Consider the following 20,003-nt stretch of genomic DNA (forward strand, 5'->3'; position numbering starts at 1 on the left):
CCTTCACGATAATTCTACCCTACCGGACACGTGACGCCGTTTTCTCCGCTTCCGATGCTCATGGACTTTAATCTCCGCTCCGCTTCGGTTCTCGAAAACCACGCCGCCTGTCTCGGCAGGGTGAATTCTCAAAAAGGTTCCGTGCACACGGGAGGACAGAATGGACTTTTCACCTGACCGGCCGACCTTCTTCGTCAATCCGGATTATCGGCCAATGACCGGTGCGGCAAAACCGGTGATCGATCCGGCGACGCTCGAAACCGTCGGCGCGATCACCGCAGCCAGCGACGGCGAGATCGACGCCGTGCTCACCGCAGCGACCAAGGCGCAAACGGCCTGGAAAAAGCTCGACGCCAAGAGCCGTGCCCGGCATCTGCACGCCGTCGCCAACGCCATCGAGGCGGCCGACTTCACGCACTGCGCCGAGCTGATGGTGCGCGAGATGGGCAAACCCTATCCGGAGGCGATCGGCGAGATCGCCAATTGCGCGCCGATCTTCCGCTATTACGCCGAAATGGCGCGTGACGACGCCGGCAAGATCGCCGGCACGACGCAGGCCGGTTCGTTCCAGTATGCCCGCTACGAGCCCTACGGCACGTCGGTGCACATCATGCCTTACAATTTTCCGATCCTGTTGATGTGCTGGACCGTCGCCGCCTCGCTTGCCGCCGGCAATGCCTGCGTGATCAAGCCCGCCGAAGCGACAACATTGTCGACGCTGGATTACATGACCGTGTTCCGCTCCCTGCCGAAGGGCCTGGTTTCCTGCATGCCAGGCGGAGCAGCAACGGCGCAGGCGCTGATCGCCTCGGACCGCACGCATGCGGTTGCTTTCACCGGTTCGGTCGCCGCCGGCAAGGCTGTCGCCGTCGCATGTGCAGAGCGCATGAAGCCTTGCGTTATCGAGGCCGGCGGCAGCGATCCCCTGATCATCAGCCAACACGCCCCACTGGACGTGGCGGCTGCCGGCAGCGTCACGGCTGCCTTCCATCTCACTGGCCAGGTCTGCACTTCGGCCGAACGGTTCTTCGTGGTTGATGCCGTTCACGACCGCTTCGTCGATCTGTTTGCCGAGAAAACGCGCGCGCTGCGTATCGGCAACGGCCTCGACAAAACCGAGATCGGACCGCTGGTCAGCGAGGCCGCGCGTGCGAAGGTCATCCGGCTGGTCGACGATGCAATCCGCAGCGGTGCCAAAGCGATCACCGGCGGACGCATTCCGCCGGCACATAATGTAGGCTGGTTCTACGAGCCGACCATCCTGACCGGCATCACCGCCGATATGGCAATCGTGCGCGAAGAGTGTTTCGGGCCGGTCGCCGCAATCTGCCGGGTCAAGGATTTCAACCAGGCGATAGAGCTTGCCAACGACAGCCCCTTCGGTCTCGGCGCCTCGGTCTTCACCACCGATCTAGCCGAAGCGCATGAGGCCGCGGAGCGGCTCGAGGCCGGCATGGTCTGGGTCAACAATCCGCTGATAGACAATGACGCGTTGCCGTTCGGGGGCTGGAAGGCTTCGGGCCTCGGCCGCGAGCTCGGCCGCCAGGGTCTGGATGCATTCCGCCGCTCGAAGATGGTCATCATCGACCACAGACCGGAGATTCAGGGCTGGTGGTATCCCTATCCTGACAGCTGGTTCCGCGAGGCAGGCGGGCGCAAGCATGTTTGACACGACTATCTTCGGGCGTGCTGCTAGCTAATTGTTTAGGATATCCGCCTCCGCCGAATGTAGCCGAAGGCTGGTGAGATCGGAATCAGAAAGGCCACCTGCGCTCAACGGCCATTCGCCCGGCGGACCCGCCAGATGACATTACCGACGTCGTCGGCGACGAGCAGTGCGCCAGTCTGATCGATAGCGACGCCGACCGGCCTGCCCATCGCCTCGTCATTACGCCCGATGAAGCCAGTGAGCACATCTTCCGGAGGACCGCTCGGTTTGCCACCATGGAACGGCACGAAGATGACCTTGTAGCCGCTATGCACGCTTCTATTCCACGAGCCGTGCTGGCCGACGAAGGCGCCGTTGCCGTAGGCCGGACCGAGCCGCGCGCCTTTGGAGAAGGTCAGTCCCAGCGAGGCGGTATGAGAGCCCAGGGCGTAATCGGGCTTGATCGCTGCCGCCACGAGATCGGGGGGCTGCGGCTTGACGCGTTCGTCGACGTTCTGTCCGTAGTAGCTGTAGGGCCAACCGTAGAAAGCGCCGTCACGAACCGAGGTCATGTAATCCGGCACAAGGTCGTCGCCGATCTCGTCACGCTCGTTCACGGCGACCCAAAGCTGGCCAGTCTCAGGATTCCAGGAGAGCCCGTTCGGGTTGCGCAGGCCCGAGGCGAAGACCCGAGTGCGGCGGGTAGACCGATCCACTTCAAGGACAGCGGCGCGGTTCTTCTCGGCGGCTATGCCGTTTTCTCCAACGTTGCTGTTGGAACCAACGGTGACATAGAGCTTGCGTCCATCCGGAGTTGCGATCACGTCCTTGGTCCAATGATGGTTGAGGTCCCCGGCCGGCAAGTCGATGATCTTTTCCGGCGACGTGCTGACTCGGGTCTGGCCATTGGAGTAGGGGAAAGCGACGAGCGCGTCGGTATTCGCGACAAAGAGTTTGCCTTTGGACAGCGTCATGCCGAAGGGCGAATTGAGGCCTTCCGCGAACGTCGTGCGCACATCCGCAATGCCGTCGCCATCGGTGTCGCGCAGGAGCGTGATGCGGTTGGCGCTTTTGGTCGCGGCGCCAGCCCGCTTCATAGCCAGGTCCATGAAGACCTTTCTAAGACTGAAGCCTTCATCATGCTTGGCAGGGGCATTGGTTTCAGCAACCAGCACGTCGCCGTTCGGAAGCACATGTAGCCAGCGCGGATGGTCGAGGCCGATGGCGAAGGCGTTCACCGTCAGCCCCTTCGCCGGGGTCGGCATACCTTCTTTCTGCCAGCCTTTCGCCTCGGCGATGTTAACAGTCGGGATCAGCGTCGGTCTTGGTTTCGGTAAAGTGGGGTTGGGGCCATAGCCGGTTATTGCCCTGGTTTTTTGCGCCGGAATGCCAGCGCAGCTTGCCATGACGGTGCCCAACACCGCTACGAGTACGCTTCCTCGGAAGCCGGCATGCATCGGACGTCCTCCGCATGGATCTGTGTCGCGCTCTTTGTGTAAACGGAAGTCAGTGGCTTATTCTTCCAATTGCTTCGAAACAGCGGCGCTCGTGATCCTAGGAACCAGGAATTCGCGACAGATCTGCTCTCGGTAGAAATATGGCGCGAGAAGATTGTGGCAACCGCGCGAATATCTGTCGCGCGATATGAATCTCACATTCGTGTCGCGCGAAATCGATACGGCTTGCGCTGTTCGGTATCGAGTTGCTCATGGGCCAACATGCGTTCGAATGGAAGGAGACCGTGAACGGCGGGACCCACAATGACCCACCGATTGCGCCATCTGGTGAAACAGCTGTTGTTGCTGCTTAGCAAGACGCTGCCAATCTGCTAAAGTCTGCGGTGGGAGGAGACGGATATCCAATCGCTGCCGATAGCACATCCAAGTGTAGCGAAGGCGACACCCGGAGCATCACTTTCGCTCGCCTATTCCCTCGCGACGCTCTGCTGGCTCCTGTCGGCCGGCGTCTATATCGCCGCCAAGTGGGTTGCCCCCGAGATGCCGCCTTGGGCGCTCTGCTTCTGGCGGCTGACGCTCGCGTGCGCGATCCTGCTGCCGATCGTCCATCGTCATCACGGGGCGATGCTCGTGCTGATCCAATCCCGGGTGATCGAGGTGCTGGTCATCGGCACTATCGGGCTAACCTTGTGTCAGGGCATGATCTACACGGGCCTCAACTACACCAACGCGACGACCGCCGGCATCATCATGGCGCTGTCGCCGATCATGACCATGGTGCTTGCCCGCTTCGCGCTCGGCGAGCCCCTTGGTGTCTGGAAAGCGCTTGGAGCGCTGGTCGCTCTGGCTGGGATGGTGGTGATCGTGGCGCGCGGCGACCTTGCCGCGCTGATGCAGCTGCAGTTCAATTCCGGCGAGTTGTGGATCGTCGGCAGCGCGTTTTGTTGGGGCCTCTACACCGTGCTGCTGCGTCGCGCCAAATTCGCTATCGAGCTTCTGCCGATGGTGGTCCTGCTGCTGGGAGCCGGCGCGCTGGCCGCACTGCCCTTCTATCTCTGGGAACTGTTTTCCGGGGATCGTTCGGCGCTGCATGCGAACGGCCTTCTGGCTCTCGCCTATGTTGCCGGCCCCGGCGGTGCTCTGATGTACTATCTCTACAACCGTAGCGTCGAGACGCTTGGTGCGGGGCGCGCCAGCATGCTGCTCTATCTCCAGACCGCCTTCGTCGCCGTTCTCGCTTATCTGGTCCTTGGCGAAAGCTTGCACGACTACGATCTCGCCGGCGCCGCCTTCATCATCGCCGGCCTGCTGCTCGCCACCGCGATCAAGCCGAGACAGCGCACGGTGCGTGTCGCGTAGGCAAACATCAGTTCCGCTGCTTCGGCGAGCAGCTCGCAAAATCAGAGCGCCACCCGAAGCAAGCCGGGTCACTGAAGTCGGCTGTTGTGACGCAGCACGAGGCCGACCGCGCCGAGCAATGCGTCGTTCTCCGTGTGCTTGCCAACGATTATCCGCGTGCGCAGCGCAGGCGCCACATCGCGGGACTTGATGAGCGTGTGGCGTTCATATGATGCGATCAGTGGCGCCAGGAGAATGTCGCCCGCCAAGGCCATGCGGCCGCCGATGATGATGAGCGGCGGATTGAGAACCGAACCGATCAGGCCAAGGCCACGGCCGGCGAACTCGGCGGTGTCCTCGATCATCCGCAGCGCCCTCACGTCGCCCTGCTCGGCCATCATGATCACGTCGTCCATCGTGACCGGCCGCCGCAGGATGCGCGAAATCTGCTCGAGCGGTCGGGCAAAGCTGGCATAGAGCTCCAGGCATCCTCGATTACCGCACCGGCAAAGGTCGCCGCTGGGATCGATGCTGATGTGCCCGAATTCGCCGGCGCCGCCGGCGATGCCGCTCACCAGCCGACCGTGCTGGACAATGGCCCCGCCGACGCCCAGATCGACCTTGAACAGCACGAAGTCGTCCTGGCCGACGGCCGCACCCCACATCAGCTCCGCAATGGCCGAGCAGTTGCTCTCATTGTCGGCGAAGATCGGCTGTTCGAGGACCGGCCCGAACACATCGCGGATGTTGACCCCGGCCCAGGTCGGAACGATACTCGCGCGCAGCACCACTCCTTCGCGGCTGACTGGGCCCGAGACGGAGACCCCAACCCCCAGGAGCCCCGCCATCGGCAGACCGTTCTCTTCATAGCATCGGGCAATTACTGACTTGGCGAGCTGGGCCGCTTGTTGCGGCTGGTAGTCCAGACCCATGGGGATGGTTTGTTCGGCAACGAAAGAATGCGAGACGTCAGCGACGACACACCGCATCTCGTCGAGGCCCAGATGGATGCCGACGCAGGTGCCCGCAGCGGGATTGAGCGTCAATGTCGTGGCAGGCCTGCCAATACCCCTCGCCGCGTCATGATGGGCCGGGGATTCGATTACCATCCCCGACTTTCTCAAGCCATTGAGCGCGGTTGAAACCGTCGACCGCGCCAAACCGGTAATGCGGGTAATTTGCGACGCAGAAAGCACGCCGCGCTCGCGCAGGCATCGGACGATCAGGCTCTCCGGCGACGCGGACGGCCTGTCGATTAGCCAATTTCTAAGCGAAGGTTTGTTCATGATGGGCACAAAGCACGTTGACTGATAGCCCAGATATGTCATCTTGGAAAGAACGGAGATTACTGCATCTCGCCGGCCACGACCTCAAATCGCGGGCCACAAGCGGTCGATACGAACCGTGCATCATATATGGGAGTGAAACGATGAAATACCTGAGGACGGCCTTTGCGGCCGCTACCGCCCTCACCTTGATTACCGGAACAGCCCTCGCGGAGCCGAAGACCAACCTCTTGCATCAATGGGCCACCGGATCGGACGCCCAGGCTATCGCCAAGCTCGGCGAGATGTTTACCGCCAAGGGTGGCACCTGGCAGCAGACCTCCATCGCGGGCCATACGGCCAATACCCTGGCCAAACTGCGTGCCGATGTGATCGCCGGCAACGCCCCTCCCGCTGTGCAGCTAAAGGGCCCCGAGATCGCCGAATGGAACGAGACGGGCATGACAGCCAATCTCGACGACCTGGCGAAAGCGGAAAATTGGGAGAAGGTCGTCGCTCCCGAATTGCTGCCGGTGATGAAGCCGACCGGGAATTGGGTGGCCGCGCCGATGAACATCCACCGCATCAACTGGCTGTGGGCATCGCCGAAGGTCATGAAGGACGCGGGCGTCACCGAGATGCCGAAGACATGGGCGGAATTCAATGCCGCCTGCGACAAGATCGTGGCCAGCGGCAAGATCTGCATTTCGCACTCGACCGCCGACTGGACCGACTCGACCGTCTTCGAAGTGGTCGTGTACGGTCAGGACCTCGATCTCTACAAGAAAGCCTTCGTCGAGGGCGACGTCGACGCCATGCGCAGTGACGGCATGGTCAAGGCCTTCGAGCAGTTCCGCACCATGACCTCGAAGTACATGGATCCCGGCATGAACGGGCGTGACTGGGATACCATGTCGCATCTGGTCGGCCGCGGCGAGGCCGCCTTTCACATCATGGGCGACTGGACGATCGGCCTGCTGACGGCCGGCGGCTTCAAGGAGGGCACCGACTATGTCTGCGCCCAGGCGCCGACCGATTGGGGCAAGCCGGGCTTCATCCTGAATTCAGATTCGGTCGTGTTCTTCAAGCAGAAGGACCCGGACTATATCGAGGGACAGAAGCTGCTTGCCAGCATCATCCTGTCGCCCGAATTCCAGACCATTTTCAATCAGACCAAAGGGTCCATTCCGGCGCGCCTCGATGTCGATCTTTCGAACGGCTTCAATCCCTGCCAGCAACTCTCGCAAAAGGATTTGCAAGCCTCGATCGCCGCCGGCACGCTCGTGCGTTCGATGGCGCACAACATGACGGTTCCGCAAAAGGTCCGCGGCGCAATAATGGATAGCATCACGGAGTTTGTAGCAACGCCGGATATGAGTGCGCAGGACGCGGCCAATGCGATGGCGGATGCGGCCGAAGCGCAGAAGTGACGCTGCCGATGATGGCCGGGGGTGAAGCTCCCGGCCAGACCTCGCCGGAGCAGCCCGATGTCCACCCATGATCTGATTGTACCAGCCGCAGCTGCCGCGGCCCGTCCGTGGCGCGAGCGCCTGGGCACGATGGTGCCCATTCTGGTGCTGGCGCCGTCGATAGCGGCGAGTTTCATCTATGTTTTCGTCTTCACGCTCTGGACGCTCTACATCTCGCTGTCCAATTCGTCGCTGTTGCCGACCTATGGGTTCGTCGGCCTGGACAATTACGCTTCGCTCTGGGCAAACCGGCGCTGGAACATCGCCTATACCAATCTCTTCCTGTTCAGCGGCTTCTATATCGTTGGCTCGATGGCCGTTGGCCTGCTGCTCGCGATCGCGATCGACCAGCGCGTCCGCGGCGAGGCGGTTTGGCGCACCATCTTCCTCTATCCGTTGGCGGTGTCCTTCATCGTCACCGGTACGGTGTGGAGTTGGCTCTATAATCCTGTCGACGGTATCCAGGCCTTCGTTCGCGGGCTTGGCTGGACCGACTTCAGCTTCGCCCTGACGGCCAACCGCAACACTGCGATCTATGCGGTGATCATAACCGGTATCTGGCAGTCGTCCGGCTTCGCAATGGCACTTTTCCTGGCCGGTCTGCGGTCGGTCGATCCGGATCTCGTCAAGGCCGCGCAAATCGACGGCGCGTCGGTTTTCCGGACCTATCGGAGGGTCATCCTGCCAACCATCGCCCCGATATTCCTGGCGGTGGCGGTCATTCAGATACAATTCGCCATCAAGACCTTCGACCTGGTGGCGGCGTTGACGCGAGGCGGCCCAGGTGTGTCCACCACCTTCCCCGCCATCTATGTCTACGACCTGATGTTCCAGCGCGGCCAAATCGGCGAAGGTGCCGCCGCGGCGATGATGATGCTCGCTGCGGTCGCGGTTGTGCTGGTGCCGTATTCCTTGTGGATCGTCTGGCGCCGGCGAGCGGAGGGCCGCAATGGCTGAAATTGCCCCTAATGCCCGTTTTGATCCGGAAGAAGCCGCTGCCACGCGCCGGCATTTCTGGAGCCGCTTCCTTGTCTATGCCGTGCTGACGCTTTTCGCGGTCGTCTATCTCGTGCCGCTGCTGGTGGTGATCTTCAACTCATTGCGCGAGCAGTCGGAGATTGCCCGCAACGGCCTCATCTCCGTACCGCGCAGCTTCCGGTTCGATGCGTGGGCGCAGGCCTGGGGATCCTACTGCGTCAGCGGTACCTGCGAGGGAATGAAGCGCAATTTCTTCAACTCCCTGGCGATGACGATCCCCGCCACCATCATCTCGACCATTCTCGGCGCCATGAACGGCTACATCCTCTCCAAATGGCGCTTCAGGGGCTCTGAACTGATTTTCAATCTGATGCTGCTCGGCGTATTCATGCCCGGCCAGATTTCGCTGATGCCGTGGGCGTTCCTGCTCGGCAAGCTCGGCCTGACCAATTCCACATATGGGCTGGTGCTGATCCATGTCGTCCAGGGCATCTCGTTCACCACCCTGTTCTGCCGCAATTTCTACGTCAGCATACCGGACGACCTGATCAAGGCGGCACGCATCGACGGCGCCGGGTTCTGGCGGATCTTCCGCAAGATCATCCTGCCCCTGTCGCCGCCCATCCTGATCGTCACCGTCATCTGGCAGTTCACCGGCATCTGGAACGAGTATCTGTTCGGCGTCGTCTTCACATCGGGCCAGCAGCAGCCGATCACAGCGGCACTGGTCGCGCTCACGGCCGGCGGCACGACCGCGCGTGCTTACGATGTGATGAGCGCAGCCGTGCTGATCGGCGCGTTGCCTCCGCTGCTCATCTATCTGTTCGGTGGAAAATACTTCGTGCGCGGCCTCACCCAGGGCGCCATCAAATGAGGCGTCGCCCATGTCCGCGTTGATGATCCGCAACCTTCACAAGAGCTACGGCTCGCTCGAGATTCTTGCCGGCATCGATCTCGAGGCTAAGACCGGAGAATTCGTCGCCCTTGTCGGCCCGTCGGGTTGCGGCAAGTCAACCTTGCTCGCCATGATCGCCGGACTGGAAACCGTCACGTCGGGCGAGATATGGATCGGCGACCGGCTGGTGAACTCGGTGCAACCCAAGGACCGCGATATTGCGATGGTGTTCCAGTCATACGCCCTCTATCCCACCATGACGGTGCGCCAGAACATCACCTTCGGCATGGAGAGCCGCGGCGTGCCAAAAGCAGCGCAGGCGGAAGCTGTCCAGCGGGTTGCCGCACTCCTGCAGATCGAACAACTGCTTAAACGCAAGCCCGGCCAGCTCTCGGGAGGCCAGCGGCAGCGCGTTGCGATGGGGCGTGCCCTCGTGCGCGACCCGAAGCTGTTTCTGTTCGACGAGCCCTTGTCCAACCTCGACGCCAAGCTGCGCGTCGACATGCGTACCGAAATCAAGAAGCTTCACCATCGCGTCGGCAAGACCACGGTGTATGTCACCCACGATCAGGTCGAGGCGATGACGCTTGCATCCCGCATTGCGGTGATGAACCAGGGCTCGGTACAGCAGTTCGACACGCCGAAACGGATCTACGACCGGCCGACCAACATGTTCGTTGCCGGTTTCATGGGATCGCCGGCGATGAATTTCATTCCCGCCCGGCTTACGGGCTCGACCAGCATCTCGGTACGCGCCGCTGACGGCAGCGACGCCAGCCTCGCCCTTGCCGCGCCGATGCCCGCCGGTGCGCCAAAGGACGTCGTGCTCGGTATCCGGCCGGAACACATCTACCGTTTCACGACCGATCTGAAGTCGCGCAAACCTGCTGTGGCGTCCATGCAGGCGCCGGTCGAATTGGTCGAGCCTACCGGGGCCGAGACGCTTGCCGTGCTCAGGCTGGGTGACCTGGAGATCACCGGCCGTTTCGAGCCGGATGACGCTCCCGTCATGGGCGAGACGATAACGCTCGGCATCGACATGTCGCGCGCCTGTCTGTTCGATCCAACAACCAAGGCGCTTCTGTAGTTTGATGTCCGTACAATTCGCGACTTATCCGAGCTTGACCGGTCGGGTCGTGCTGATCTCCGGCGGCGCCTCCGGCATTGGCGCCGATATGGTCCGCGCCTTCGTGGCGAACGGCGCCCGGATAGCCTTTCTCGATGTGCAGGACGAACCAGCGGAGGCGTTGGTGCGCGAGCTCGCTGGTGCCGCCGGGCAGGCTCCGTTATATCTCCATTGCGATGTGACCGACGTCGATGCGCTAAAGGCGTCGGTAGCAGGCGTGCGCGCGCGGCTTGGTCCGGTCGCCGTCCTGGTGAATAACGCAGCCAATGATCAGCGCCATCCCATCGACGCGGTAACGGCCGACTATTGGGACCGCAGCTTCGATGTCAATCTGAGGCATCACTTCTTCGCCGCGCAGGCAGTGCATCCGCATATGAAGGAACTCGGCTTCGGCTCGATCATAAACTTCTCCTCCATTGCCTGGCGGTTCGGAGCGGACCAGATGGTGGCCTATGCCACCGCCAAGGGGGCCGTGGTGGCGCTGACGCGTGCGTTGGCGCGGTCGTTCGGACCGGATAACATCCGCGTCAATGCGATCGAACCCGGCGCCGTCATGACCGAGCGGCAGCGCGAGCTGTGGTTCAAGACGCAGGAGGCAGTCGACCAGACGGTGCAGCGGCAATTGATCCGCCGCGTCCTGCTGGGCGAGGAGATTGCACGCACCGTGCTCTTCCTGGCGGCCGACGACAGCCGCATGATCACCAAACAGTCCATAACCGTCGATGCCGGTCTGCGCTAGTGACGCCTCTCCGCTCTCCATTGGAATCGCCAAGCTGATGCTTCGTCTCGGCCTCAACCCCTACGGACTGACCTACTATCTCGGCCTGCAGGGCCGCGGCACGCCGCGGCACAATCCGGACGGCGTGGGGCTGGAAGGCTTCATCACGCTGGCGCAGGAACTGGGCGCACGCACGCTCGAGATCTACGAACCCTGGTTGACCGACTTGACTGACGCCGAAATCGTCGCCCTGCGCAGGCGTCTTGCCGCGCTAGACATCGTCCCGGTGGTGAGCGGCGGACTGCTGGTGGCAGGTCCGCTGGACAACGCCTTCCGGGCTGCGCGCCTGCTCGAGGCGACGACGATCCGTATCGCACTGACGCCTGTCCTGTGCGGCGACCGCAATGCGTGGGGTCCGAAATGGAGCGAGTTCAACGCAACGATTCGCGCTGCCTTGACGGAATGGGGGCCGCGTGCGGCGGCCGAGGGACGCGTGCTCGGCATCGAGAACCATCAGGACTTCGGCAGCGACGAACTGGCTGCGTTCTGCGAACTTGGCGGGCCGGGTGTCGGCATCACCTACGACACCGGCAACACCTTTCCTGTCGGCGAGGCGCCGCTTGCCTTCACGCGCCGGATCGCGCCCCATGTCCGCCACGTTCACCTCAAGGACTATCGCGTCCAGTTCACGGATGAGGGCTATCGCCTGGTCCGCTGCGCGATCGGCGACGGCGCCGTGCCTTTCGCCGAACTGGCAGCCATCCTTGGCGGGCACCACGACACGCTGACGGCGGTGCTTGAGCCCGGCGCGCTGGAGGCTCGTCACGTTCGCTGTCTCACCGACGACTGGTGGAACGGATATGCGCCGAAGACCGCCCGCGAATTCGCGGCCTGCCTGAGTGCCGCGCGCCTGAACCGCCTTGCGGACGACGCCGACTACCGCACGCCATGGGAGCGCAATGATGACGGTGCGCTCGTTTCGTACGAGCTCGACATGATCCGGCGCAGCGCCGCCAACATGATGAAATTCGATTTCATTGCAATGGAGAAATCAGCATGACTGCCCGAGAACTCAGCGGCCTGACCGCCTTCGTCACCGGCTCGGGACGCGGCCTCGGCCGCGTGATGGCCGACCGCTTGGCCGAACTTGGCGCAAACGTCGCGGTCCACGACCTCGATTGGGCCCGGCCATCTCAATATGGCGAATTCGCGGACCTCGGCGACTCTGCCAGGGGCTTGGAGAAGCACGGGACGCGCATCACCGCGGTCACCGGCAACATCGGCGACAAGCAAGCTGTCGCGGAAATGAAGAGGAAGATCGAGGCGGAGCTCGGCGACGTGCACGTCTTGGTAAACTGCGCCGGCGGCGACATCGGCGCCAAGGGCGTAAAGCCCAATCCCAACAACGCACTGGACATCGACTACGAAGACATCAAGGTTCTAACCGAGAACAACCTCATCGGCACGATGCTGGTCTGCCAGGCGTTCGTTCCGCCGATGGTCAAGCGTGGCTCGGGCTCGGTGATCAACATCGCCTCGGCGGCAGCGCATATCGGCTGCTCGCCCGAGGTGGTCTACTCGACGCTCAAGGCGGCTGTCGTCCATTATACGCGCTGCCTCGCCAAGGAACTGATCGACGATGGCGTACGCGTCAATGCGGTGAGCCCCGGCGCCACCAAGACCGCACGGTTCCAGGCGAGCCGCGTGGTCGATCCACAGCGCATGGATTCGAGCAAGAAATCGCTGAACCGGTATGCGGAGCCTGAAGAGATCGCCGAAGCGGTTGCCATCCTCGCCGGTCCGCGCGCGCGCTTCATCAACGGGCAGGTAATCCGCGTCGATGGCGGTTTCACGATCTTTCCAGGTTAGGCCGCGATCGTCCAGACCAGCAACTTCGGCATCGCGCGCTGTAGATAGCTCCGCCCGAGTTCGGCCAGAACTATGCACTGCATTACAGTCGGAGCTTGACAAAAACGGCGGTATAGCGGGAATATTAATCGAATAATATGTCGCCATCCATTGTGAGGAAGGCGGTGGCAAACCTGGAGGAGACCAAGATGCGCCGCTACAAGTCAGTCGGGTTCCTGCACGGTGTGGTTTTAGGCGTGGCCCTGACGACCGCGAGTGCAGCCCATGCCGAGACCCTGACGCTCTATTGGAACGCCGGCCACGCGTATCAAGCTTATGCCGACGCAATAGCAAAGTTCGAGGCCGATCATCCCGGATGGTCGGTGCAGTGGGAGAAATTCCAGTGGCCGGATATGCGCACCAAGCTGGTGGCGGATTTTGCTGCGAAGAGCCCGCCCGATCTCGTCGCCGAACCCGGCGGCTGGGTGCAGGAATTCGGCCAGCGGAATCTGCTGCGGCCGCTGAACGACTTCATCGAACAAGACGGCAAGGCGATCGGCTATCCCGACGACTGGCAAGCCTATTCCGTGGAGCGCAACAAACTCGGCGGCCAGTACTATGGCATCCAGATCCACCTCACCTGCGCCACCCTCGTCTACAACGTCGATATGCTGAAGCAGGCGGGCTTCGACGCGCCGCCTGCGACCTGGGAGGAGTTCCTGAAGGTTGCCAAGGCGACGACGACCGGCGCCCGCTTCGGCTTCGCTCCCAACCCGAGCATCGGATATTATTCGTCGTGGCTGCTGCAGAACGGCGTAAGCTATTACGATCCCAAGACAAACAAGGTCAATCTCGACAGTCCTGAGGCGATCGAAGCGATCCAGTTCCTCGCCGACCTGATCCACAAGGAAAAAGCAGCGACCAAGCCGGCGGCGGGTGCTGACTATGAGGGTCCGCAAAAGCTGTTCACGGCCAACCGGGTCGCCATGATCATAACCGGTCCGTGGGACGTGAAGCCGATCCGCTCGGGCAGCCCGAAGCTCAACTGGGCGGTTGCGCCATCACTCAAGCACAAGGTGCAGGCGACGTTCGCGGGCGGCGTCAGCGTGATGATCCCTAAGGACGCCAAGCACCCGAAAGAGGCCTGGGAGTTGTTGAAGCGGCTCGTCGCGCTCGACACGGAACTGGCGGCTACCAAGGAAGCGGGCATGACGATGCCGCGCAAATCCTGGGCCAACAACGCCGAGGTTCAGGCCGATCCGGTCATCGGCAGCTTCAGCAAATGCCTGCCTTACGCGCAAGACGTCACCGCCGAGCTGCGCCTCACCGGCAAGCACGCGCGAATCGAGAAGCTCCTGCAAAGCGCGCTCGAGGATATCATCTACAATCAGAAGCCAGCAGCCGAGATCATGCCGAAATTCGCGGCCGAGGCCAACGTCATCCTGGCCAACAACTAGGCCGATGTTTATCAGCGGCAGCACCGATACGGCCGATACGGACATTCGCGTCGGCGCGATGCCGACCCGGCGAACTGGCCGCTTCAGCCGGCGCACCCGGCAAACGCTTCTCGCTTACCTGCTGCTGTCGCCAGCAATCCTCTATTTCTCGGTCTATTTCTTCTATCCGATCGGACTAGAGTTTTGGGCGAGCCTGTACAGCGGCCAGCCGCTGATCGGCGAGAGCCGATTCGCCGGATTGGACAACTACGTTGCTGCGCTCGGCGACGCGCGCGTTCGGCAGTCGCTCTTCGTGACGCTGGCCTTCGCGATAGGCGTCACCGCGGCCAGCATCGCCATTGGCCTCGGACTGGCAGTCGTGCTCAACCGGCCGATCCCGGGGCGCACTCTGATCCGCGCAATCATCTTCTTTCCCTACATCACCTCCTTCGTGATCGTCGCGTTGATGTGGCAGGCAATTCTCGATCCCTACACTGGCATCTTGAACAGCTTCCTTGCCGAGCTTGGGCTGCCGACCCAGAATTGGCTCGGCGACACCTCGACCGCGCTGCCGACCCTCATCGCCATCACGGTCTGGAAGGATGTCGGCTATGCCATGCTGATCTACCTCTCCGCGTTGCAGTCGATCCCGTCCGACTTCTATGATGCCGCATCCATCGACGGCGCCACGCCGACGCAGCAATTCCGCTATCTGACCTGGCCGTTGTTGACGCCGACCACGCTGTTCATCGCGGTCGTCAGCACGATCAGCCAACTGCAGGAGCTGGCGCCGGCCTACCTGATAACCAAGGGCGGACCGGCCGACGCGACGCGGTTCTTCAGCCTGCACGTGTTCGAGGCAGCCTTCTTCGAGCTCAACATCGGCTACGCCTCGGCGCTGTCTTTCCTGATGTTCCTGCTGATCCTGGCCATCACCTTCGTTCAGTTCCGCCTGCTCAACCGCGAAACCACCTATTGAGGTTGGCATGACATTGGCAAAAACGCTCCCGTCCTACCTACTGCTGCTCTTCTGCGTGGCGCTGTCGATCTTTCCGTTCCTCTACATGCTTTCGCTGTCGCTGCAGAGCGATGCCGACGTCTTCAGCGGCATTCCGATTCTGATCCCCGAGACGTGGCAATTCACGAATTACATCGACATCTGGCAGAAGGCGCCGTTCGCGCGTTTCACGCTCAACAGCTTCATCATCGCCGGCGGGATTACCTTCCTCCATCTGATCTTCGATCCGTTGATCGGCTACGTCTTCGCCAAGATGGAATTCGCCGGTAAGCGCGTCATGTTTGTCGCGGTGCTGTCGACGCTGATGATCCCATTCTTCATCCGCATGATCCCGCTCTATGTGCTCACCGCGCGGATGGGATGGCTCAACACCTATCAGGGCCTTATCCTTCCATTCGCCATGAGCGCCTACGGAATCTTCCTGATGCGGCAGTTCATCCGTCCAATTCCCGACGAGTTGCTTGACGCTGCACGGATGGACGGCTGCTCGGAACTCGGCCTTTACTGGCGCATCGTGCTGCCGCAGGTCCGTCCGGCACTGGCGACGCTGGCCCTCCTCACCTTCGTGTTCCAGTGGAACGAATTCCTCTGGCCGCTGGTCGCCGTCAACACCACCGAAATGCGGCCGATCACGACGGGACTGACGCTTTTCAACCAGGAATTCTTCACCCAGTGGAACCTGACGGCGACGGGCGGGATCATTCTCTTCATCCCGAGCCTGCTGCTGTTCCTCTTCACGCAGCGCTACTTCGTCCGCAGCGTGATGCTGGCAGGCATGAAATGACCATTCGGAGCCATTGCACCCTATGACGTCCCGCCGACCGAACGTAATCGTCTTCTTCACCGACCAGCAGCGTTGGGACACCGTTGGCGTCCATGGCAATCCGCTCGAGCTTACGCCAAATTTCGACCGCCTCGCCGGGACCGGCACGTTCGTGGCGAATTCGTTTACCTGCCAGCCCGTTTGCGGACCCGCCCGCTCCGTATTCCAGACGGGGCGGTACCCGACCATCACCGGCTGCTACCGCAACGACATCCCACTGCCGAAGAGCGAGCGCACGCTCGCGCATCATTTCACCGCGGCAGGTTATGACACCGCCTACATCGGCAAGTGGCACCTGGGCTCCGCCGAGCCGGTCACCCAGGAACAACGCGGCGGCTATCGCTACTGGCTGGCCTCCAACATCCTGGAGTTCACTTCCGGCCCCTTCGACACCGTCGTCCACGACAATGACGGCAAGGCGGTGAAGCTGCCGGGATACCGCGTCGATGCCCTAACCGACGCTGCAATCCGCTATGTCGCATCGAGGGAAGACGAGCCGTTCTTTCTATTCCTGTCCTTCCTCGAGCCGCATCACCAGAACCAGACGGACAACTACCCTGCCCCGCTCGGATACGAGGACAGGATCCGCAAGAAGCTCGCCATTCCCGGCGATCTCGCCGCACTTGGCGGCACGACAGCGGAACATTTCCCCGGCTATCTGGGCATGGTCGCACGCCTCGACGAGGCGTTTGGACGGCTGATCGAGGCGCTCTACAGCCTTGGCCGGCTTGACGACACGATCATCCTCTTCACCTCCGACCACGGATGTCACTTCAAGACTCGCAACAACGAATACAAGCGTTCCTGTCATGAGGCGTCGATCCGCGTGCCGACGCTATTCCACGGCCCCGGCTTCCAGCGCATCGGCACATATGAAGGCCTGGTCAGCCTCGTCGATCTCGCGCCGACCCTGCTCGCCGCGGCCGGCCTGAAAGTGCCCAATTCAATGCAGGGCGTCTCGCTGCTCGACGCACTGCAGGGCGAACGGCCGCCGCGCGACGAGATATTCATTCAAATCAGCGAGCACCATGTCGGCCGCGCGTTGCGCACCAGACGGTGGAAATATGAGGTCGAGGCGCCGGGAAAAGACGGCTGGCGGGATTCCGGCAGCGATTTCTATGTCGAGGCGAGGCTCTACGACCTCGATGCCGATCCAAACGAACTAACCAATCTCATAGCTTCGCCCGATCACGCAGAGACGCGTGCATGGCTGCGAGGCCGCATCGTTGCCCTGATGGAGGAGGCCGGCGAGGCAAGGCCCGAGATCCTTGCCGCCGGGCATGGAAGCTGGAATGAAATCCGGCTGAGCGACAGTTGATCATGTCACGTCGCGTAGCGGATCCAACAATGCACGAGAGAAGTTCCGATCGCAGAAAGGCGCCGACCATGGCCGATGTCGCCCGGCGCGCCAATGTATCGACCGCTGCCGTGTCGTACCTGCTCAGCGGCGACAGCACGCGCCTGAAGTTCGTCGGCAAGGAGGCGCGGCAGCGCATCCTCGAGGCCGTCGCTGAGCTCAACTACGTGCAAAACCGCACCGCGCGGCAGCTGCGCCGCCAGCAGGCCGAGCGAATCTGCCTTGTACTGCCTCGTCTCGGCGTGCCGTTCAGCGACCGGATCGCGCAGGATATCCAATCTGCAGCGGCGCTGAGGGGATTTTCGACAATTATCACCGCGGGAGACACCTTGGAGCGAACCGACCGGATCGTGAGGGAAATCGAGAGCGGGCTGGCAGACGGCATTATCGCCGACTGGCAGCATCTCTCCGAGCCCGAGGTGATGCTCTTGGCCGCGCGCCTGGCGGCCGCGGGCCGGCCAGCGGTGATCTTCCATCCGACCATCGAGCCGGCAGGCTTTTCGGTTGTGCGCCAGCATACCGGCAGGGCCGTCTTCGAGGCACTCGACTACCTCTACCGAGCTGGCCATCGCTGCATCGCCTATATGGTGCATGAGCAAGCGGTGGACGGGAGCCGTCTCGCCGCCTATCGCAGCTTCCTGCAAGCACGCGGCCTTCCGCTGCGAGACGACCTGGTGATCGGCGGTGCAGAGGCGCGCAAGGCTGCATTTGCCAATGCTACGGCGCTGGCCGCCCGCAAGGATCGGCCGACCGCGCTTTTCGTCGAATCCGATCTTGCCGCCGTGACCGCCCTGCACGCATTCGAGGAGGCCGGCCTCTCCGTGCCCGGCGACATTGCAGTCATCGGCTGCGGCAATATCGACGAGGGCGAATTCAGTCATCCGGCATTGACGACAATCGGCCCCGAAACTGCCCACTACGACCATCTTGCCGATCATCTGATCTCATTGATCTCGGCAACACCGGGCGCAATACCTACCCTTTTCAGCGTTTCGTGGCAGTTGGTCCGTCGCGCGTCCGCATGAGCAGGATCGCCGCTATTTGACGCCCACGCTTTCAGGCCAGAGGACCTGGATTTCCTTTGGCAGCGCATCCCGCACCTTTGCCGACTGGCCAAGGTCGATATGCCGTGCAAGCACACGCAGCACAGAGCGTGCCGCATCCTCGGGATCGACAGGACGGGTCGATTTCAATTCATCGGCGATGTGTTGCAGGAATTTCTCGAGCGAGCGTGTCTTGTCGGGCATGTCGGCGGGCCGATAGCGATCATAGTAGGCGCCGCGCACGAGCAGCGGCAGTTCCGCTCCCAATTTGGCCGCCAGTCCGATCTGCAGCCTGTCGCGAAGGGTTCGCAGAACGGCGCCCAATGTATGCCAGGCGACGTGTCGATCCGGACCAAGATCCGCCATGATCTCGTCAAGCCAGATGTTTGTTATTTGCAGCGTTTTGTCGAAAACGTCCAAGCCGGTTGCGCTCATCGTCGCCTCCTCGAAAGGTTCTGCGGGCGAAACGGCGACCGGAGATTATTGTTTCGTGGTCCTGTGAAAATCGTCCTGGCAAAGCGGCGGAAACCGGTTCGGTCGGAGAGCCTGTCGGCGTCAGGTCTGCTCGACACTCTGCATCTGCTGGATTTCGGCGATCTGTCGGAAGCGGCCGTTTTCCACCCCGTTGAGTGCAGTCACAGCGGCCAGATTGTCACCCTTTTCATCCCACCGAACGGGCTCGCGATAAGCGATTCCCTTGAAACGGATATTGTGCACCGCCGCCAGAACGTCGCGCCGGCTCGGATGTCCCCTTGGATACAGTGCTGGCGTCTTTGATCGCGGCAAGGAGAAGGCAGGCCGAATCGTAGGCATTCACGGCATAATTGCGCTTCGGCTTCGCCGTCCGACGATCTCGCCAGCTTCGGCGAGCGTCGCTTCCAAGCAATCCCTTCGCGCGTCAACGACGCCCGTTCAACCTTCCCACAGTTGTATTCGGCGCCTGCGTTCCGATCATTAAAGTCGGCCTTGCTGATCCGAAAGGTGGTTGTCCTCCGCCTAACTGAGCTTGTGCTCATCGGTTCCGAACGCCGTCTCAGCAATGAGACCAGTCCTCACGTTGCCCGAGCCCGGGTATCTCTTGACTGACTGAGCGGCCCGCGCCGACAATGGCATTGGGAAGATGGCGGGATGGCGCCCACGGTGTTCGGCACCACTTGGCGATCAAGCTGCGAAAGGGCTGTCATGGATTGGAAGCTGGAGCTGGTCCCGGTCCCCGTATCGGACGTCGATAGAGCAATTGCCTTTTATGTTGGGAAGGTCGGCTTTCATCTCGATCACGACCACACCGTAAGCGACGAGATACGTTTCGTGCAATTGACGCCGCCCGGTTCGGCCTGTTCGATTGCCATGGGCAAGGGCCTCGTCGACAGCCCCCCGGGATCCATAAGGGGCCTGCAACTCGTCGTGCCCGATATCGATGAGGCTCACCGGTACCTGGCCGCTCAAGGTATCGAGGTCAGCGATATCAAGGATTTTCCCTGGGGCAGATTTGTCTTCTTTGAGGATCCCGACGGCAACACCTGGTCTGTCCAGCAACTTCCACCTCGCAGCTGAGACGGCACGCTGCGGCAGGGTCGTGCCCCG

Annotated in this window: 19 protein-coding genes; 15 read left to right on the plus strand and 4 right to left on the minus strand. The window is 61.9% G+C overall.

From position 1 onward, the window contains the following. Positions 1-160: 160 nt before the first annotated feature. The gene (locus NKI72_RS04380) at positions 161-1,669 is read left to right on the plus strand and encodes an aldehyde dehydrogenase family protein (protein ID WP_352767556.1); all 1,509 of its coding nucleotides are present in this window, start codon (positions 161-163) and stop codon (positions 1,667-1,669) included. Between the two features lie 104 nt (positions 1,670-1,773). On the opposite strand, the gene NKI72_RS04385 is transcribed toward NKI72_RS04380, so the two are convergent. Then, positions 1,774-3,105 carry a PQQ-dependent sugar dehydrogenase gene (locus tag NKI72_RS04385; RefSeq protein WP_352818006.1) on the minus strand — a complete coding sequence of 444 codons (1,332 nt, stop codon included), beginning with the start codon at positions 3,103-3,105 and terminating at the stop codon, positions 1,774-1,776. A 399-nt stretch (positions 3,106-3,504) separates the two neighbouring features. Here NKI72_RS04385 and NKI72_RS04390 point away from each other — a divergent pair, with 399 nt between their 5' ends. Then, complete coding sequence (locus NKI72_RS04390; RefSeq protein ID WP_352818438.1) at positions 3,505-4,464, plus strand: DMT family transporter; 960 nt, start codon at positions 3,505-3,507, stop codon at positions 4,462-4,464. Positions 4,465-4,532: 68 nt separating this feature from the next. On the opposite strand, the gene NKI72_RS04395 is transcribed toward NKI72_RS04390, so the two are convergent. Then, positions 4,533-5,771, minus strand: coding sequence for an ROK family transcriptional regulator (locus tag NKI72_RS04395; RefSeq protein WP_352833864.1), 1,239 nt, complete (start codon positions 5,769-5,771; stop codon positions 4,533-4,535). 101 nt (positions 5,772-5,872) lie between these two features. On the opposite strand from NKI72_RS04395, the gene NKI72_RS04400 reads away from it, so the two are divergent. The 12 genes from NKI72_RS04400 (at position 5,873) to NKI72_RS04455 (ending at position 18,401) form a co-directional block, all read left to right on the plus strand. Continuing rightward, on the plus strand, positions 5,873-7,138 hold the full coding sequence (locus NKI72_RS04400; protein WP_352539298.1) for an ABC transporter substrate-binding protein: 1,266 nt from the start codon (positions 5,873-5,875) through the stop codon (positions 7,136-7,138). Between the two features lie 57 nt (positions 7,139-7,195). Then, positions 7,196-8,134: a carbohydrate ABC transporter permease gene (locus NKI72_RS04405; protein WP_352466746.1), complete on the plus strand. Its 939-nt coding sequence runs from the start codon at positions 7,196-7,198 to the stop codon at positions 8,132-8,134. After that, the gene (locus tag NKI72_RS04410; RefSeq protein WP_292660005.1) at positions 8,127-9,029 is read left to right on the plus strand and encodes a carbohydrate ABC transporter permease; all 903 of its coding nucleotides are present in this window, start codon (positions 8,127-8,129) and stop codon (positions 9,027-9,029) included. The genes NKI72_RS04405 and NKI72_RS04410 overlap by 8 nt, the downstream gene beginning before the upstream one ends. Positions 9,030-9,039: 10 nt before the next feature. Next, positions 9,040-10,137: an ABC transporter ATP-binding protein gene (locus NKI72_RS04415; RefSeq protein WP_023675506.1), complete on the plus strand. Its 1,098-nt coding sequence runs from the start codon at positions 9,040-9,042 to the stop codon at positions 10,135-10,137. Positions 10,138-10,141: 4 nt separating this feature from the next. Then, positions 10,142-10,915: an SDR family NAD(P)-dependent oxidoreductase gene (locus NKI72_RS04420; RefSeq protein WP_352814241.1), complete on the plus strand. Its 774-nt coding sequence runs from the start codon at positions 10,142-10,144 to the stop codon at positions 10,913-10,915. 37 nt (positions 10,916-10,952) lie between these two features. Continuing rightward, a complete protein-coding gene (locus tag NKI72_RS04425; protein ID WP_352814243.1) occupies positions 10,953-11,954 on the plus strand; it encodes a sugar phosphate isomerase/epimerase family protein in 1,002 nt (333 codons plus the stop codon). Then, positions 11,951-12,763, plus strand: a complete 813-nt coding sequence (locus tag NKI72_RS04430) for an SDR family NAD(P)-dependent oxidoreductase (protein WP_352818015.1) — start codon at positions 11,951-11,953, stop codon at positions 12,761-12,763. Before NKI72_RS04425 ends, NKI72_RS04430 begins: the two co-directional genes overlap by 4 nt. Positions 12,764-12,951: 188 nt before the next feature. Further along, on the plus strand, positions 12,952-14,199 hold the full coding sequence (locus NKI72_RS04435; RefSeq protein ID WP_352833862.1) for an ABC transporter substrate-binding protein: 1,248 nt from the start codon (positions 12,952-12,954) through the stop codon (positions 14,197-14,199). Positions 14,200-14,203: 4 nt separating this feature from the next. Next, positions 14,204-15,157: a carbohydrate ABC transporter permease gene (locus NKI72_RS04440; protein ID WP_352833859.1), complete on the plus strand. Its 954-nt coding sequence runs from the start codon at positions 14,204-14,206 to the stop codon at positions 15,155-15,157. A 7-nt stretch (positions 15,158-15,164) separates the two neighbouring features. Beyond that, positions 15,165-15,980 (plus strand): carbohydrate ABC transporter permease, encoded by an 816-nt coding sequence (locus tag NKI72_RS04445; RefSeq protein WP_352539303.1) that lies wholly within the window; start codon positions 15,165-15,167, stop codon positions 15,978-15,980. 22 nt (positions 15,981-16,002) lie between these two features. Beyond that, on the plus strand, positions 16,003-17,337 hold the full coding sequence (locus tag NKI72_RS04450) for a sulfatase family protein (RefSeq protein WP_352833856.1): 1,335 nt from the start codon (positions 16,003-16,005) through the stop codon (positions 17,335-17,337). 68 nt (positions 17,338-17,405) lie between these two features. After that, positions 17,406-18,401, plus strand: coding sequence for a LacI family DNA-binding transcriptional regulator (locus NKI72_RS04455; RefSeq protein WP_352833853.1), 996 nt, complete (start codon positions 17,406-17,408; stop codon positions 18,399-18,401). 12 nt (positions 18,402-18,413) lie between these two features. On the opposite strand, the gene NKI72_RS04460 is transcribed toward NKI72_RS04455, so the two are convergent. After that, positions 18,414-18,854, minus strand: coding sequence for a DUF2267 domain-containing protein (locus NKI72_RS04460; RefSeq protein WP_352448133.1), 441 nt, complete (start codon positions 18,852-18,854; stop codon positions 18,414-18,416). Between the two features lie 120 nt (positions 18,855-18,974). Continuing rightward, positions 18,975-19,136, minus strand: a complete 162-nt coding sequence (locus NKI72_RS04465; protein WP_352448134.1) for a hypothetical protein — start codon at positions 19,134-19,136, stop codon at positions 18,975-18,977. 411 nt (positions 19,137-19,547) lie between these two features. Between NKI72_RS04465 and NKI72_RS04470 the strand changes: the two genes are divergently transcribed. Continuing rightward, positions 19,548-19,973: a VOC family protein gene (locus NKI72_RS04470; protein ID WP_352469607.1), complete on the plus strand. Its 426-nt coding sequence runs from the start codon at positions 19,548-19,550 to the stop codon at positions 19,971-19,973. The last annotated feature ends 30 nt before the right edge of the window (positions 19,974-20,003 follow it).

It is taken from the genome of Mesorhizobium sp. M0437, from assembly GCF_040321335.1.
Classification (GTDB): Bacteria; Pseudomonadota; Alphaproteobacteria; order Rhizobiales; family Rhizobiaceae; genus Mesorhizobium.

Excerpts from the sequence above, each read along its gene's own strand:
- NKI72_RS04380 (WP_352767556.1), top strand. The coding sequence starts at position 161 with ATGGACTTTTCACCTGACCGGCCGACCTTCTTCGTCAATCCGGATTAT.
- NKI72_RS04385 (WP_352818006.1), bottom strand. The coding sequence starts at position 3,105 with ATGCATGCCGGCTTCCGAGGAAGCGTACTCGTAGCGGTGTTGGGCACC.
- NKI72_RS04395 (WP_352833864.1), bottom strand. The coding sequence starts at position 5,771 with ATGACATATCTGGGCTATCAGTCAACGTGCTTTGTGCCCATCATGAAC.
- NKI72_RS04400 (WP_352539298.1), top strand. The coding sequence starts at position 5,873 with ATGAAATACCTGAGGACGGCCTTTGCGGCCGCTACCGCCCTCACCTTG.
- NKI72_RS04405 (WP_352466746.1), top strand. The coding sequence starts at position 7,196 with ATGTCCACCCATGATCTGATTGTACCAGCCGCAGCTGCCGCGGCCCGT.
- NKI72_RS04410 (WP_292660005.1), top strand. The coding sequence starts at position 8,127 with ATGGCTGAAATTGCCCCTAATGCCCGTTTTGATCCGGAAGAAGCCGCT.
- NKI72_RS04415 (WP_023675506.1), top strand. The coding sequence starts at position 9,040 with ATGTCCGCGTTGATGATCCGCAACCTTCACAAGAGCTACGGCTCGCTC.
- NKI72_RS04420 (WP_352814241.1), top strand. The coding sequence starts at position 10,142 with ATGTCCGTACAATTCGCGACTTATCCGAGCTTGACCGGTCGGGTCGTG.
- NKI72_RS04425 (WP_352814243.1), top strand. The coding sequence starts at position 10,953 with ATGCTTCGTCTCGGCCTCAACCCCTACGGACTGACCTACTATCTCGGC.
- NKI72_RS04430 (WP_352818015.1), top strand. The coding sequence starts at position 11,951 with ATGACTGCCCGAGAACTCAGCGGCCTGACCGCCTTCGTCACCGGCTCG.
- NKI72_RS04435 (WP_352833862.1), top strand. The coding sequence starts at position 12,952 with ATGCGCCGCTACAAGTCAGTCGGGTTCCTGCACGGTGTGGTTTTAGGC.
- NKI72_RS04440 (WP_352833859.1), top strand. The coding sequence starts at position 14,204 with ATGTTTATCAGCGGCAGCACCGATACGGCCGATACGGACATTCGCGTC.
- NKI72_RS04445 (WP_352539303.1), top strand. The coding sequence starts at position 15,165 with ATGACATTGGCAAAAACGCTCCCGTCCTACCTACTGCTGCTCTTCTGC.
- NKI72_RS04450 (WP_352833856.1), top strand. The coding sequence starts at position 16,003 with ATGACGTCCCGCCGACCGAACGTAATCGTCTTCTTCACCGACCAGCAG.
- NKI72_RS04455 (WP_352833853.1), top strand. The coding sequence starts at position 17,406 with ATGGCCGATGTCGCCCGGCGCGCCAATGTATCGACCGCTGCCGTGTCG.
- NKI72_RS04460 (WP_352448133.1), bottom strand. The coding sequence starts at position 18,854 with ATGAGCGCAACCGGCTTGGACGTTTTCGACAAAACGCTGCAAATAACA.
- NKI72_RS04470 (WP_352469607.1), top strand. The coding sequence starts at position 19,548 with ATGGCGCCCACGGTGTTCGGCACCACTTGGCGATCAAGCTGCGAAAGG.